Genomic DNA, 15437 nt, shown 5'->3' with positions numbered 1-15437 from the left:
CCGCTACTTGAGGACAGTGTTGTTGCGCACTTCCTTCACACCCTTGACCCCACGCGCGAGCTGTACCGCCTTCTGGGCGCTCTCGCGCGATTCGACGAAGCCGCTCAGCTGCACCGTACCTTTGAACGTTTCCACCTTCACTTCAGTGGCTTTCACGGTGGGATCGGCGGCAAAGGCGGCCTTGACCTTGCTGGTGATGAGGGTGTCGTCGATGTACTCGCCCGTGCCTTCGCGCGTACTGGTCGGCGCGCAACCGACCAGCACAAACACCATGAAGGCGGCAAACATCGAGATAAAACGCTGTGCAATATTCATGGCAACGCTCCCGTGAGATGAAGAAGATCTTCCCATTTTCGGGCGGGCGTACCGACAGCGTTTGATACGGAACAAAGGTGCCGGGCTAGCGCGCGCTCAAGGCGCCCTGATTGGCAGGTCGGCCACCGCCAGAGCCTGCTGGCCTTGCGCGGCCGGGCGCAGCACGAGTTGCCCGCGTGCCAGGTCCTGGCCGAGCACCAGGCGCATGTCGGTCGGCTTGCAATTGTCGACCTGGACGATCTGGACCGGATCGAAGCGGCCGCTGCCGGCGCCGCCCAGGCGCTGCGCCAGCCGTTCGGCCGCGGCGCGGAAATCCGCAGCGTGCTCGATGCGGCTATGGCGCACCTGGAAACCTTTTTCGTTGCTCAACCGCGTCACTTGCAGGCCGTCGCCCACGACCTGGCGCGACAGCGAGCGGGCCATCCCGGTGACACCGTTACCGTTGCGGATTTCGAGCAGCACGGGTTCAAGCCGCGCACGGGGCGCCGGCTGCGGTGCCGGCGCAGTCCGTGCCAGCGCCGGCTTGGCCGGCGTTCCCGCTGCCGGCAGGCGCAGCAGTTCGAGGGTGCCGTCGGCGGCCGTGCGCACTTCGGTGACGGCCCAGCCGTTCTCTGGCCGCGCCGGCCGCGCGACCGCCGCTTCGATCGCCGCCACCGCCGTGCCGCCGGCGGTTGCATAGTCGCCCCGGAAATCGTGTTGGCGCAGCGCCTCGGCCTGGCGGAACATCAGGGCCGCGCGTTCGTCCTGGCCGAGGCGGCGCAGGCTTTCGCCAAGCTTGCTCCAGGCGCGATGGTCGAGCGGGTCGAGCACGCAGGCTTTCTCCAGCGCGGTCACGGCGTTTTGCAGGTCGCCGCCCAGCAGGTAGGCGTGGCCGAGGTTGGCGAACAGGTAGGCGCTGTCCGGTCCGCTGCCTGGTGCCAGCTCGTCGGTGAGGGCGCGCCAGATGGGAATGGCCTGCGCGAAGTTGCCCTGGCGCGCAAACGCGGCCGCCAGCGCATTGCGCGCACCCACATGGCGCGGCGTGGCGGCCAGCGCCGTGCGGTAGGCGGCGATGGCTTCCTCATAGCGTCCGGCCAGGTGATGCTGGCGCCCCTGGTCATAGGCGCGCTCGGCGTCGGCAGCCGGCGCGGCGGCCGGTTGGCGCGTGCCATTCGCGCAGGCGAGCAACAGCGCACCGGTGCACAGGACCGAGATCTTCTTGAGTAGGCGACGGGTCTGCATGAGGGTTCTCCTTGATTCACAATCCGGCGTTGACGGAGCCCAGCGTGCGGCCCAGCTGGATGGCGGCCGGTCCGAGCAGGACCATCAACAGCGTCGGAAAGATGCAGAAGATGAGCGGAAACAGCAGTTTCAGTCCGATCTTGGCGGCGCACTCCTCGGCCAGCAGGCGCCGCTTGTTGCGCAGGTTGTCCGAATACACCCGCAGCGAGTCGCCGACACTGGTGCCGAAGCGCTCGGACTGGATCAGCATGGCGACCAGGGTATCGACGTCGTTGACACCGCTGCGCAGGGCGAAATTACGCAGAGCCCGCTCCTTGCTGAAACCGGCGCGCATTTCCATCAGCACCAGCTGCAGCTCTTGCGCCAATGTCACGCTTTTGATGTGGATTTCGCCTACGACCTTCACGAATGCCCGTTCCAGGCTGAGTCCGGCCTCGACGCAAACGGTCAGCAGGTCGAGCGCGTCGGGCAGGGTCTCGAAAATCTCGCGCTGGCGGCGCTGCGCGATCTGGCGCAGGGCGACATTCGGCAGGTAGTAGCCGATCGACGCGGTCAGCAGCAGCAGAAACAGGAGTTTCATACCCGACAGCACGATCACGGTAGCGAGGACGAGCACGCCGATCACGGCCGGCCCGAACAGTGACAGCGCCGTTTTGGCGGCGAAGAACAAGGTCGGTGCAAACGGGTTGCGCCAGCCCGCGTTCATGAAACGGGTGCGCAAGGCCGATTGTTCCCATCCCTCGTCCGGAACGGACAGCTTGGTCAGCGGCTGGGTGACCTTGGCGATCCGCTCCACCCAGCCATCGGACTCGAGCTGGGTGGTGTCGGACTTGCCGATGAAACGGCGCAGGCGGGTGCGCAGCGCCACCGGTGCGAACAGGATCATCGCCAGCCATGCCAGTGCGCAGACGATGCCGAAGACGATCAGCAGGAAGGACAATTGTGCGGCGTTCATGGCAACTCCTCAAATGCGAATACGGATGACCTTGCGCAGCCAGACGACGCCGAACAGGATCATGCCGGCCGCGTACCACAGCAGGCGCACGCCGCTCGGGTCAGTCCACAGCATGCTGACGTATTCCGGGTTGAGCAGGGTGAGCGCCAGCATCACGGCAAACGGCAGCAGCCCGAGGATCCAGGCCGACATACGGCCCTCGGCCGACAGCACACGCACCTGCGCCACCAGTTTCAGGCGGCTGCGAATGATGGTGCTGATATTGCCGAGGATCTCGGCCAGGTTGCCGCCCGATTCGCGCTGGATCAGCACCGCGATGATCAGGTAGCGCAGGTCGGTCAGCGGAATCCGTGCGGCCATGTTGTGCAGGGCTTCGCCCATCGGCACGCCATAGTTGATTTCCTCGCGCGCGATGCGGAACTCGCTGCTCAGCGGTTCGGGCAGCTCGTTGCCGACGATTTGCAGCACGTTCGTAAACGAGTGCCCGGCACGCAGGGCGCGCGCGATGAAATCGGCGGCATCGGGCAGCTGGTACTCGATGCGGTGCAGGCGCCGTGCCCGCGCGCGGCGTACCAGGAAATACGGTACGCCGAGCGCGGGCAGCACCAGGATGATGCGCGGCGCCAGGGGCAGCGGCCAGTGCGCGCTCACCAGCAGGGCCAGCAGGAAGGCCGCGAGGGAACAGCCGAGGAAGCGGTCGACCGTCAGCGCGCTGCCGGCCTGGAGCAGCAAGGCGTCGAACCGGTGGAGCGGCGTGATCCGGTGCAGCAGGCGGTCGACGCCGTCATGGGCGCTGAACCGGCGCTGCTTGAGAATCGAGATGCGCTCGCCGGATCGCCCCACCCCGCCGGACATCACCTGCAGCCGGCGCGCGATGCGCTGGGCAGCCTTGCCGTGGGTGTTCGACCACCATAAATAAACGCCCTCGATCAGCAGGATCACGGCGGCGAACAGGAAGACGGTGAAGCTGTAGAAAAGCAGATCCATGGCGCGGCTCCACTGCAGGCATGGCCTGCGGGTTCATTGGAAAATGCGGTCGGGGTCGAAGGTGTTGTCGGGAATGTCGACGCCGTACATCTTGAGGCGGTCGGCAAAGCGCGGCCGCACACCGGTGGCGGAAAACTGCCCGAGCACCTTGCCGTCGCGGTCGACACCGGTCTGCTCGAAATGGAAGATCTCCTGCATCGAGATCATGTCGCCTTCCATGCCCGTGATTTCCTGGAGGCTGACGATCTTGCGGCCGCCGTCGATCAGGCGCGACGCCTGCACCACCACCGTCACCGCCGAGCAGATCTGCTGGCGGATCGCACGCGGCGTCAGGTTCACGCCGGCCATGCCGACCATGTTTTCCAGGCGCGACAAGGCGTCGCGCGGCGTGTTCGAGTGGATCGTCGCCAGCGAGCCTTCATGGCCGGTATTCATCGCCTGCAGCATGTCGAGTGCCTCGGGTCCGCGTACTTCGCCGAGGATGATGCGGTCCGGGCGCATGCGCAGCGCGTTCTTGACCAGCGCGCGCTGCGTGACCTCGCCCTTGCCTTCGATATTCGCCGGCCGCGTCTCCAGGCGCACCACGTGCGGCTGGCGCAGCTGCAGCTCGGCCGCATCCTCGATCGTGACGATGCGCTCGTTGGCTGGAATGAAGCCCGACAGCAGGTTGAGCAGGGTGGTCTTGCCGCTGCCCGTGCCGCCCGAGATCAGAATGTTGATCTTGGCGATACCCAGGCCTTGCAGCACCTTGACCATGGGCGGCGTCACGCTCTTGTACTCGAGCAGGTTCTGCACCGTCAACGGCGTTGCGCCGAAGCGCCGGATCGACAGGATCGGCCCGTCGATCGCCAGCGGCGGGATGATCGCGTTGACGCGCGACCCGTCCGGCAGGCGCGCATCGACCATCGGGCTCGATTCGTCGACGCGGCGGCCCACCCGCGACACGATCTTCTCGATGATCTTCATCAGGTGCGCATTGTCGTGGAAGCTGATGTCGGTCATTTCGAGTTTGCCGCGGCGCTCGACGTAGACGCGACTGGCCGTGTTGACGAGGATGTCCGATACCGTCGGGTCGTTCAGCAGCGGCTCGAGCGGGCCGAAGCCGAGCATCTCGTGCTGGATGTCGAGCACGAGGTTGTGGCGCTCGTGCTGGTTGAGGACGATGCGTTCCTCTTCGATGATGCGCTGGATGAGCAGCGCCAGCTCGTGCTTGAACTGCTCGGCGGTCAGGCGCTTGAGGCGCTCCAGGTCGATCCGGTCGAGGATCATCTGGTGCATCGTCTTCTTGAGTTCCTGATAGGCCCCGTTACCGGCTTCGACCGGCAGTACGCCGGTCTTGCGGTCATCGTCGGAGACGGAAAGGCGTTCGCGCAAGGACATGGGCTTCTCCCTGAATACTTAATAATCGGCTTCGCCGCGTCCGAACAGGCGGTCGAGCAAGCCACGGGTTTCCGGGGCGCGCCGTGCGGTGACCAGTTCCACCAGGTCGGCCAGGCTGCGCGCGGCCGCGCTCGTGCGCGACAGTTCAAGGACCGGCACGCCCTGGTTGACCGAATCGGTGACGGCGACGTAATCGTTCGGCACGGTATGCACGACTTCGCAGCCGAGCGCCGCGTGCAGGTCGGGCAGGCGCAGGCGGCCGCCTTTCTCGTAGCGGTTGACGATCAGGCGGATCGTCTCGAGCGGATAGCCGAGCGAGCGGAAGATGTCGAGCAGGCGCCGGGCGTCGCGGATGTCGGGCAGCGCCAGCTGCAGCACCGGATAGATGGTGTCGGTGCTGTCGAGCGCGCGCAGCGAGACGGCGTTGATCTGGCGCCCGACATCGAGCACGATGTAGTCATAGTGCTGGCGCGCCACGCGCAGGATGGCGTCGATGTGTTCCGGCTTGGCCTCCTTCGCCTGCGACGGGTCGTCGGCCGCGGCCAGCACGCCGAAACCGCGCGTCACGTGCACCAGGCAGGAATCGAGGAAGGGGCCGTCGATGCGGGAGATCTGCTCGCACACGTCGGACAGCGTCATCGTCGGCTTCTGGTCCGACACGTACAAAGCCGCGTCGCCGAACTGGCCGTGCAGGTCGATCAGCAGCACCTTCTTTTCGGCCAGCGTGGCCAAGGCGTAGCCGAAGTTGGTCGAAATAAAAGTCGCCCCGCTGCCGCCCTTGCAGGCGATGAAAGCGAGTACTTTGCCTTCGCGCATCTGGGCGACGCCGGCGGCGGTGGCAATGCGGTCCATCGCCTCGTGGAAGGCACGGTGCACCAGCGGCAGCTGCAGCACTTCGCGCACGCCGGCACGCATCGCGCGAATCAGGAATTCCGGCTGGTGCTGGCTGTTGAGGAGCATGAATTGCGCCTCCGGGTACTGGCGCACCATCCGTTCCAGCAGGTCGGCATCGTCGGGCGCGCCTTCGCCGGCGTCGACGATCACCAGGCCTGGCGCTTCACCCAGCGGCCGGTCAAGCGCTTCGCGCATCGAGACACGGCTGTTGGCCACGTTCAGCGGCGGCACCCGTGCCGCGCCCTGGGAGGCGAGCTCGGCAAACAGCAGGCTGTCGCGGCTGATCAAAAGGGCTTTCATGACGATCCTCGTGGAGGCACTCGGGCTGGAAACAGTGGAGGGACGATGGCGCGCCGCTCGACTTACTTCCCGCTGCCGAGTGTATTGAGCAGCGGTGCGCTGGCCGCGCTGTCAGGTTGAACAAAGGATTGCTGGTAGCGCTGGTGCGCCGCGCGCGCGGCCGGCCCGTCGATGCCAATTGCAGGGTTGGCGTTGGCCGCGCCGCGCGGGTCGATCGTCTGCGCCGCGAGATTGGCGCGTACCGACGTGCCGAAGCCTTTTTCGAAACGGGGTGCGGTCGAGCAGCCCTGCAGCAGCAGCAGCGCCACGATTGATGCGGTTATCCTGGTGATCATTGCCGCCTCCTATTTGAGTTCGAATCCGTCCACGCTCTGGCCCGTACGCGCGACGGGCTCGGGCAGCTTGGCCGCGCTTTCCAAGCGGCCGCCGAGCATCAGGGCGGCGCGCGACGGTGCGTCCACACCATCGGTCGGCAGTTTGTAGCCGGTCGCCGTCAGCGGCTTGACCAGGCGCGCCGTGATCACGAAGACCAGTTCGGTGCGGTCCTGCTGGAAGTCGGTACTGCGAAACAGGGCGCCGAGTACGGGGACCTCGCCCAGCACCGGCAACCCCTTCAGGCCCGTCACCAGGTTGTTCTTGATCAGGCCGCCGATGGCGAAGCTCTGGCCGTCGTACAGCTGCACCGTGGTGCTGGCGCGGCGCGTGGTGACGACCGGCAGGATCGCGCTACCGGAAAGACCGGTGGCGCTGATGCCGATGCCTTCGCGCGACAACTCCGACACTTCGGGCGCGACACGCAGGTTGATGCGGCCACCGCCGAGCACTGTCGGCGTGAAACGCAGGCCGACGCCGAACTCCTTTTCTTCCAGCGTGATGCGGTTGTTGTCCTGCGCCACCGGGATATAGAATTTGCCGCCTGCGAGGAAACTGCCTTCCTGGCCGCTGATGGCCATGACGTTCGGCTCGGCCAGCACACGTACCAGGCTATCCTGCGTCTGGGCGGCTGCACCGAAGCCGTTTCCGTTCGGACGCTGGGCAGCCAGTCCTCCTTTCATGGTACCGCTCAGGAAATTCGCTCCCAGCACAGCGGCCCAGTTGCCGGATCCGAAACTCCAGTTGACCCCGCCTTCAAGGCGTTCGAGCAGGCTTTTCGATACCTCGGCCACCTTCACTTCGAGCTGCACCTGCTGCGGCGCAGCCACACTCAGTAGATTGACGAGGCGCGGGCCGCCCGTATTGCCATTGGCTGCGCCCGCGCCGTTCGGTGCCAGATCCTTCGGCACGGCGCCCAGTGGGCGCAGCGGACGGTGCACGTAGGCAGTGGCCAGGTCAGCGGCGCGCGCCACTGCCGACGCATCGGAGACGGTCCCGGTCAGCACCAGCGAATCGGCGGCGGCCAGCACGCGGATCTCCTTCTCCTCGGGCATGACGGCAGCCAGCGTCGCCTGCAGCGCGCTCGGATCCATCGATACCGTGATATCGAGCACGCTGCACAAGCCGCTGCGGCCCTGCACGATCATGTTCGTGGTGCCGACATCGACGCCGGCGATATACATCGTGTCCGCCGACACCAGCATCGCCTGCACGACTTCCGGGTTGCCGACGCTGCGGTTCTGGACCGCTTCCGGCAGGCGCATCAGCGTCGATTTACCCATCTGCAGCGCCACCTGGGCCGGGCGTGCCGCCTCGCCGCTGCAGCGCGGCCCCGCCCCGCTGCCGGCGGCGGGCGCGGCCTCGGCCTGGGGAATGGGGCGCGCAGCGTGCGCGGCGCCGGCCAGTGCCAATGCCGCGCCGCCGACAGCGCAGCGGCGCAACAGGGAAAGCAAGCCGGCGCGCGGGTGAAGCGGGTAGCCGGACGGTTGTGAACTGGTGTTCATGATTTCACCTGACACGGTAAGGGGATCAGAGGCACTCTTGCGAGGAATGCAGGCCGTTGATGACGGTGACGCAATTGCGCCGGACCAGGGGCGTGGCGACGCGGTAGACGACGGCCTTCTCGGGACGGCGCGGCGCGACTGCCGGCTTGGGCGACGCTGGTTTTTCAACGGGGGCCGCGAGCGGCAACAAGGTCAGTTTGGTGGCGCCCTCGGTCTGGGCCGATTGCGGATCGACCTGGTTGCGCAGCGCCAGCGAGAGCGTGCCGACACTGCGCGCCAGGTCGAGTTTCTCGGCCTGTTCCGGCGTGACCTCGAGCGTGACGGCATTGACCACGCGTGGCTTGGTCTCATCGCGGTTGACTTCCTGTGCCACCGCCAGCACCAGGATGCGCTCGAGCACGATCTTCGAAATGCTTTGTTCGCGCGCATTCGTCTCGGGGCCCGGATCCTTCGCGGTGCTGACGATGATGTCGACATAATTGCCCGGCAGCGCAAAGCCGGCCACGCCGATGACGTCGTTGACGCGCACGGTGATCGCGCGCTTGCCTTCGGTGATCAGGGCCGACAGGCCGCCGAGCGTGCCGGCCGGCGCCAGTTTCGCTTCGCTGACCGGTTCGCCGCCCAGCACACTGCTTTTCAGTACCCGGCCCGCCAGCTTGGCCGGATCGGTAAAGGCGCCCTTGGGCATGCTGTCGGCGGGCCACTCGGCCAGCTTGAGCATCTCGGGCGTCAGGCGCTGGCCGAGGTTGATGTCGGTGGCGGCGACCACGATATGTCCGGCGCTGGCAGTCGGCTGCAACAGCAACCAGCGCGAAGCGAGGATCACGGCCGTCAGGCCGAACAGGACGGCAATGGCCATCACGACAAGGGCGCGCTTGTTTTTCATGGTTCGATTCCTGCGACGTGGCACGAGGCCGGGGCGCTGCCGCTGGTGCACATGCTGCTCCACGCCTGCTCCAGGGCAGCGATCGTCAGGCGGGGTTCGGTACCGGCAAAGCCGGCGAAATCAAACACACGGCCGAGCAGCTCGTGTGGATAGCAGGCCAGCAGCGGTATGTTGCCGGCGCGGTGCAGGCGCGTGACCAGGTGATCGATCACGGTCTCGTCGCAGTCCAGTCCGTGTAGCCGGCTGGCACGGCGCAACATGGCGCGATAGGCCGCTTCGGCCAGCGGCCCGAGCTCGATCCGGTAAGCGATGCGGCGCAGGAAAGCGGGATCGAACACGCTGCCCGGCGCCTGGTTGGTGACGAGCACCAGCATCGCGTCGAAGGGCACCGTCTCGCCATGTCCGCCCGCGGCGAGGCGTGTCGGGCCGCCGTCGAGCACTCCGAGCCAGGCCGCGAGCAGTTCGCTCGGCGGCGCAGGTGCGAGTCCGAGATCGTCGAGTACGAGGATGCCATTGTTGGCCTGTAGCTGGAGCGGAGCGTGATGCATTCCGCTGTCGGGGTCGGCGTGCAGCGTGAGCATGGACGCATCGAGTTCGGCTCCGACATGCACGAGCGGGCGCTGGCAGATCGCCCAGCGCGCATCGCAGCTGCGCCGTTCTTCCTGCTGGCGTCCCAGCGGCAGCGGTGCCGGATGGCGCAGCGGATCGTGGAACGGGACAATGCGATCCTCGACCAGGAGCGCGTACGGCACCGCCACCGTGCCCGGCAGCAGGCGCGCCAGCTTGCGCGCCAGTGTCGTCTTGCCGGAGCCGGTCGGGCCATGCAGCAAGAGCGGCCGTTGCGCATGCAAGGCCGCACCGAGCAGCTCGCGTTGGGCCCGATCCAGTCCATCGTCGGCCAGCATGGCAGCCAGGGCGGCCGGGGCAGGCCCGCAAGTCGGGGCCGACGGGCGTCCGCCCTGCCGTTCCGGATGGCGCAGCGCCGGCCGCCGCAGGGACTGGCGCTCGACCATCGCGCGATAGGCATCGAGCGTGACCGGTGCCGGCCCGACATAGCCGCACTCGGCGAGGCAGGCGAGCGCGGCACGCTGGCCGATCGGCGTCAGTTGATATTGGACGTCGATGTCGGAATCACCCGACCAGGCCACTTCGACCTGCTGCTCGACCGTCAGGGCCCCCAGCGCTTCACGCAACACACTGATGGACAGGCGAAGCTTTCCGGACAGTAGCGGCAGCGGCGCGCGCCCGGTGGTATGCAAGGTTTTGAGCACCAGGCTCGATACCAGGCGCAGGTCGAGTCCGGTGTCGCTGACCGACCTCGGCTGGCGCGGCAAGATCGCAGCGACATCGAGTTCGCCCGGCGGCATCGTGGACGCGCTCGGCGCCGTGCCGAACGCCCCCGCAGACGCTGCGAAAGACAGCGTTTCACTCATGGTATTTCTCCTTGCATTCGCTAGAGAACATTCCCTAGGAATATGGATTTCATTCTAGCGACCGGTTCTCCCAAGCCATTGAGGCGCAGCAAGGGGTTACCGTCGCGGAAGATGAGGTTGTGCGCATCACCATAAAGTGGCCGTTGAACTTGCGAATCCATCAGGCACGGATTCAACGCTGGTTCGGGCGAGCTCGCTTCTGAAAAAAGCCCTCCGGAGCCGCTCTGGAGGGCAAACCTGCGTGCTTACGTCAACGCCAATTTCAGACTCGTCACAATGTTATTGAATGTGGTTTTGATTTCATCGCCCAGCAACTTGGCGGTCCCGGCCACTGCGACCCCGACCAGGGCAGCAATCAAACCGTACTCAATGGCAGTCACGCCGCTTTCGTCGGCAATGAATGCTTGCACACTGTTAAGCATCGTTTTCATGAAAACTCCCTAGGTTGGTTGATAAAACAGCCCTGCAACAGCAGGAGACTTCCTTGACTCTGCCAACGATGATTTGCCGTTCTCGCTGCAGTATGTCCACTATAAAATATGATGCCGCAAGGAAAGTTGACCATAAGCAAAGTCTTACTTACCTTAGGTAAAATGCCGTTGTGCCAGCAGCCAGAGCGTGGTGACGGCGATTGCGAACCCATAGGGCATCGAACCAACGCTGGGACGCGCCAGCGAGGCTGCCTGTACGCTGGGGCCGATACGCAGCATCGGCAGGAGCAGGCTGCGCAAATTGGCATAGGCATCGGACCAGCGGCGCGTAAAGAGAATCATCAGCAGTGCCATCACCCCGCCCACGCACCAGGTCAGGATGCAGGCCTGTGCGGTGTTCGAGGGCCCGAGGAACAGGCCGACGGTCGCCATCAGCTTGACATCGCCAGCTGCCATGCCCCGTACGACATACAGGGGCAGGAAGAAAGCAAACCCAATGAGAGCGCCACCGAGGGCATGGCCGAGGGCGACGACGGGAGCAGTGTCGGCGAGGTGCAGACCGACCACCGCGCACCAGGCAAGTAACAGAAATAAATTCGGGATTTTGCGTATCGCGAGGTCGGTGATGGCCGCGCTGACAACGAGAATGACCAGCAACAGGTCGAGCCAGGTAGGAATGGGCATGATCGAATTCCCCAAAAAAAAAGCCCTCCGGACCGAGATCCGGAGGGCAAACTTGAGTAATTAGGTAGTGGTACCTTTCAGGGCGTTAATCACGTTGGTGAACGTCGTCTTGATCTCGGTGCCGAGCAGCTTTGCGGTACCCGCCACGGCGACACCGACCAGCGCAGCGATCAGACCATACTCGATGGCAGTGACGCCGTCTTCGTCAGCGATGAAAGCTTGCACAGCGGTAAAGATCGTTTTCATGACAAACTCCATATGGTGGTTTATAAGAACAACCCTGCAACGGCTGGAGAACCTCCGTTGACTCCGCTAACTGCGCTTCGTCGTTTCCGCTGCAGTGAGTTCACTATAAAATATGATGCCTCACGGCAAGTTGACTGTTAGCAAGCTTTCCATAAGGAATTACTTTCTCTTGGAGAACATTGATGCGGATCGAATGGGACTGTCTGTGTCATGGAAACCACCGAATTAGCAGGCCGAATATTGCTCTGATAACAAAAAAGGATTATGCTGTTTCGCTTGCTCTTCGGAAATTTTAGCGGTCGGCGCTGGTCGAAGAGAGGCAGTGGTGGGTTGATTACATTTCTGAGAATGACATGGATTCCCTTCTGAAACACATGGTGGACATGACCGGCCACCGCGACCATGCGATGCTCGACATCTCGGTGGTGGCGGCAGTGCAGGAACTGGCCGCCGCCGCACAGACGCGGGTGTTGTCCATCTCCACGTTCGGTGGGCGCCAGCATGTACGTGTCCGCGCCAGCATCAGCACCGGCGGTGCCGCCCGCGTCGAGGACCTGCACGACGGCGGCACGCCCGGCGAGCCACTCGAAGCCTATCCTGAACTGGCCGCCTGCCTGGCGCGCCACGACACCAGCACTGAAACATGCGGTCCTGACGGCACCCGTAGCTTGTGGCTGCCGATCTGGTTCGGCGACAAGGCCACGACCTGCATCGAAATCGTGCGCGCAGCGCCCTTCCCTGCCACCACCATCCACATGGTCGCCGGCATCGTCGGCGTCTACCGGAATTTCCAGAATCTGCTCGACTACAGCGAACGCGATTCGCTTACCGGCCTGCTCAATCGCAAAACCTTCGAAGACCAGCTCGCACGCATGCTGCAATGCCCGGCCGAGCCGGAGCCGCCGCTAGCGGGCCAGCCCGAACGGCGCTGCAATCAGGGCGAGAAGACGGGCTGGCTGGCGGTGGTCGACGTCGACCATTTCAAGATGGTGAACGACACCTTCGGCCACCTGTACGGCGACGAAGTGCTGATCCTGATCGCGAATCAGCTGCAGGCATCGTTCCGCGCCCAGGACCGGGTGTTTCGTTTTGGCGGCGAGGAGTTCGTGGTCCTGCTGCGCTCGACGACGCTCGAGAATGCGCGCCGCATCATCGACCGCTTCCGCGGCAATGTCGAAAACTACCAGTTTCCGCAGGTGGGAAAGGTGACGGTGAGCGTCGGCTTCGTCAGCATCAGCCCCTACGATTCGCCGGTGGTGACGCTCGGTCACGCCGACCAGGCGCTGTACTACGCCAAGACCCACGGCCGCAACCAGGTCTGCCATTACAACGAGCTGGTCGAGCGCGGGCTGTTGCAGACGGTGACCTCGAACGAAACCGCCGAATTTTTCTAGGCCTTATTTCAGGCAACCAGCAAGAATTTATTTGGGTCGACGCGCCACTTGTCGGGCGACTCGTGACGCACGATCTTGTCGCCGCCGCCAAAGCCCAGCGCGCGCGACAGGTCGAGCAGCTCCGGACGAATATAGGTCTGGCTCTTGGTGTTGAAGAACACGTTGACCTTGGGCGTGAGCAAGTTGCTCTCGTGCGGCTCGACCACCACGCCCAGGCGCCCCGATTCGAGCATCACCATGGTGCCGACCGGATAAATGCCGACGCAGCGCATGAACTCCTGGGCCAGCGCCGGATTGAAGTGGAATTTGCTCCACTCGTAGATCTTGCGCAGCGCGTCGGCCGCCGACATGCCCTTGTGGTAGCTGCGGTCCGAGGTGATCGCATCGTAGACGTCGACGATCGCCGCCATTTGTGCCAGCTCGGAAATCTCGGATGCGTTTTGCATTTCCGGATAACCGCTGCCATCGTGCCGCTCGTGGTGGTGCAAGGTGATATCGAGCGGGATCGCGCCGATTTCCGGCGTCTGGCGCAGCAGGTCGTAGCCGTCTCGCGGGTGCTTCTTGATGATCGCGAATTCTTCGTCGGTCAGGCGCCCCGGCTTGTTCAGGATACTATCCGGCACCAGCGCCTTGCCGGTATCGTGCAGGAGCCCGCCGATGCCGGCCTGGTAGATCGTTTCCTCGTCCATGCCACGCGAACGGCAGAACGCGACCAGCAGCGTGCACACGCTGACCGAGTGCAGGAAGGTGTAGTCATCCTTGGTCTTGATACGCATCAGGCTGAGCAAGGCGCCGGAATTGCGCAGGATCGATTCGGTGATGTTGGTCACGACCGGCGAGACATTCTCCATCTCGACCGCTTTACCGAGGCGCGCGTCCTGCATCACCGTGCGCACCAGGTTGACCGCCTGGCGACGGATGCCGACCGCGCGCTGCATCTCGTCGCCGAGGCTGGTACGGACCGGTTTCACGGGCTTGCTGGCAATGGCCGTCACTTCCGCTTCAGTCTTCGCCTGCGCTTCGGCCAGTGTCGGGGCCGCCTCGACGTCGACACCTTTCAAACAGTCGATAATGACGTTGCGGATGCCGGCACGGGTGATCTTGCGGATCTCGTCGTCGCTGCTGAGAACGAACCTGGCGCGGACGAACGGGTGTTCCATCCAGCCGCAGTCGAGGTCGTGGATAGCCATGCCCACGCGAAGCTGGGAGGAATCGATTTTTTTAAGCATGCAAGGGTCCGACCGTATGTTAATCTCCGCCAGCATGACGGGGCTATGCAGTATATCAACTTCGTTTCTTTGAATAAATTTTTTACCACTAATGTGTTGCAGCTAGGCACAAACTAGTTCTCGATGGAATTAAGACAACTCCGTTATTTCGTTGCCATCGTCGATCACGGGTCCCTGTCGCGCGCTGCGCTGGTGCTGCATGTGGCGCAGCCGGCGCTGACCCAGCAGCTGCGCCAGCTCGAGGAAGAACTCGGCGCCCAGTTACTGCACCGCTCCGCCCACGGCGTCCTCAGCACCGATGCGGGCAAGGTCTTTTACGAACATGCGCAAGCCATCCTGAAGCAGGTGGCCGACGCGCGCTCGGCCGTCACCCAGTCGACCACCCGCCCCTCGGGCAGCGTCACACTCGGGCTGCCGCACAGCATCTCCGGGGCCTTGGCCTTACCCCTGCTGACGGCCGCGCGCACCACCTACCCGGAAATCACGCTGCAACTGACCGAGGAAATCTCGGGCAACCTGATCGAACAGCTGAAATCGGGGAGATTGAACCTGGCCGTCCTGTTCGACGATGGTCAGCTCGGCGGCTTCGAGGCGACACCCCTGGTCGAGGAAGACCTGATGTATATCTGCCGCACCGATTCCCTGTCAAAGCCGCGCTCGGCATCGATCGCGCTGGCCGCGGCATTGTCCAACACACTGATCCTGCCCGCCCAGCAGCACGGCGTACGCCCCTTGATCGAGGCAGCCGCGGCGGGTGCGGGGCTGGCGCTCACCAAGCTGATCGAAATCAACTCGATCGCGATCCTGAAATCCGCCCTGCTGGCCGACATGGGTGCGACCTTGCTGCCGCTGGCGCCGCTGCGCGCTGAAATCGACAGCGGCTTGCTGGCCGCGACCCCGATCGAGAATCCGCCGATCCGCCGCAGCGTCACCCTGTGCGCCTCGCGCAATATTCCGCTGACGAATGCGGCTGCCGCGATCAGCCGCCTGGTGCGCCAGGTGACCGAAATGCTGTGTGCCAATGGCGCCTGGCCCGGCGCGCGTTTGCGTGAATAACTGCCATCATTTTTTCTTATACCCCTATCCGCAATCCCTATTTCCCCTGTTAGCGGGAAGGCCATACACTCCACGCGCCCGTCGCCCACCGCGACACCACCCTGCCGTCACCCCGCGCCTACCCGGCGTGACCGACGCGGCAGGATCCC

At 64.5% G+C, this 15437-nt stretch carries 16 protein-coding genes; 2 read left to right on the top strand and 14 right to left on the bottom strand.

Translation table 11 applies throughout. The annotated features are described in order from the left end of the window. Positions 1–3 precede the first annotated feature (3 nt). The 13 genes from LPB04_RS06855 to LPB04_RS06795 form a co-directional block, all read right to left on the bottom strand. Complete coding sequence (locus LPB04_RS06855; RefSeq protein WP_193687981.1) at positions 4–315, bottom strand: BON domain-containing protein; 312 nt, start codon at positions 313–315, stop codon at positions 4–6. Positions 316–411: 96 nt separating this feature from the next. After that, positions 412–1536: a LytR C-terminal domain-containing protein gene (locus LPB04_RS06850; protein ID WP_193687980.1), complete on the bottom strand. Its 1125-nt coding sequence runs from the start codon at positions 1534–1536 to the stop codon at positions 412–414. A 16-nt stretch (positions 1537–1552) separates the two neighbouring features. Beyond that, the gene (locus tag LPB04_RS06845) at positions 1553–2491 is read right to left on the bottom strand and encodes a type II secretion system F family protein (protein WP_193687979.1); all 939 of its coding nucleotides are present in this window, start codon (positions 2489–2491) and stop codon (positions 1553–1555) included. Between the two features lie 9 nt (positions 2492–2500). Then, a complete protein-coding gene (locus LPB04_RS06840) occupies positions 2501–3478 on the bottom strand; it encodes a type II secretion system F family protein (RefSeq protein ID WP_193687978.1) in 978 nt (325 codons plus the stop codon). A gap of 33 nt (positions 3479–3511) precedes the next feature. Continuing rightward, positions 3512–4858 carry a CpaF family protein gene (locus LPB04_RS06835; RefSeq protein ID WP_193687977.1) on the bottom strand — a complete coding sequence of 449 codons (1347 nt, stop codon included), beginning with the start codon at positions 4856–4858 and terminating at the stop codon, positions 3512–3514. An 18-nt stretch (positions 4859–4876) separates the two neighbouring features. After that, positions 4877–6052: an AAA family ATPase gene (locus tag LPB04_RS06830; RefSeq protein ID WP_193687976.1), complete on the bottom strand. Its 1176-nt coding sequence runs from the start codon at positions 6050–6052 to the stop codon at positions 4877–4879. Positions 6053–6114: 62 nt separating this feature from the next. Beyond that, positions 6115–6387 (bottom strand): hypothetical protein, encoded by a 273-nt coding sequence (locus tag LPB04_RS06825; RefSeq protein WP_193687975.1) that lies wholly within the window; start codon positions 6385–6387, stop codon positions 6115–6117. 9 nt (positions 6388–6396) lie between these two features. Beyond that, a complete protein-coding gene (locus LPB04_RS06820; RefSeq protein WP_193687974.1) occupies positions 6397–7929 on the bottom strand; it encodes a type II and III secretion system protein family protein in 1533 nt (510 codons plus the stop codon). A gap of 25 nt (positions 7930–7954) precedes the next feature. Further along, positions 7955–8815 carry a Flp pilus assembly protein CpaB gene (cpaB, locus tag LPB04_RS06815; protein WP_193687973.1) on the bottom strand — a complete coding sequence of 287 codons (861 nt, stop codon included), beginning with the start codon at positions 8813–8815 and terminating at the stop codon, positions 7955–7957. Beyond that, positions 8812–10248 carry an ATP-binding protein gene (locus LPB04_RS06810; RefSeq protein WP_193687972.1) on the bottom strand — a complete coding sequence of 479 codons (1437 nt, stop codon included), beginning with the start codon at positions 10246–10248 and terminating at the stop codon, positions 8812–8814. The genes cpaB and LPB04_RS06810 overlap by 4 nt, the downstream gene beginning before the upstream one ends. A 245-nt stretch (positions 10249–10493) precedes the next feature. After that, positions 10494–10679: a Flp family type IVb pilin gene (locus LPB04_RS06805; RefSeq protein WP_193687971.1), complete on the bottom strand. Its 186-nt coding sequence runs from the start codon at positions 10677–10679 to the stop codon at positions 10494–10496. Between the two features lie 153 nt (positions 10680–10832). Continuing rightward, entirely contained in the window at positions 10833–11363 is a 531-nt protein-coding gene (locus LPB04_RS06800) for an A24 family peptidase (protein WP_193687970.1), read from the bottom strand. A 60-nt stretch (positions 11364–11423) separates the two neighbouring features. Then, positions 11424–11609, bottom strand: coding sequence for a Flp family type IVb pilin (locus LPB04_RS06795; protein ID WP_193687969.1), 186 nt, complete (start codon positions 11607–11609; stop codon positions 11424–11426). Between the two features lie 353 nt (positions 11610–11962). Here LPB04_RS06795 and LPB04_RS06790 point away from each other — a divergent pair, with 353 nt between their 5' ends. Beyond that, positions 11963–13003: a GGDEF domain-containing protein gene (locus LPB04_RS06790; protein ID WP_193687968.1), complete on the top strand. Its 1041-nt coding sequence runs from the start codon at positions 11963–11965 to the stop codon at positions 13001–13003. Positions 13004–13011: 8 nt separating this feature from the next. On the opposite strand, the gene LPB04_RS06785 is transcribed toward LPB04_RS06790, so the two are convergent. Next, the gene (locus LPB04_RS06785) at positions 13012–14232 is read right to left on the bottom strand and encodes an HD-GYP domain-containing protein (protein ID WP_193687967.1); all 1221 of its coding nucleotides are present in this window, start codon (positions 14230–14232) and stop codon (positions 13012–13014) included. A 123-nt stretch (positions 14233–14355) separates the two neighbouring features. Between LPB04_RS06785 and LPB04_RS06780 the strand changes: the two genes are divergently transcribed. Further along, entirely contained in the window at positions 14356–15288 is a 933-nt protein-coding gene (locus LPB04_RS06780; RefSeq protein ID WP_193687966.1) for a LysR substrate-binding domain-containing protein, read from the top strand. Positions 15289–15437: the final 149 nt, after the last annotated feature.

Source organism: Massilia litorea (assembly GCF_015101885.1).
In the GTDB taxonomy this organism is placed as follows: Bacteria; Pseudomonadota; Gammaproteobacteria; order Burkholderiales; family Burkholderiaceae_D; genus Telluria; species Telluria litorea.
This window is presented reverse-complemented; position numbering and strand designations above follow the sequence as displayed.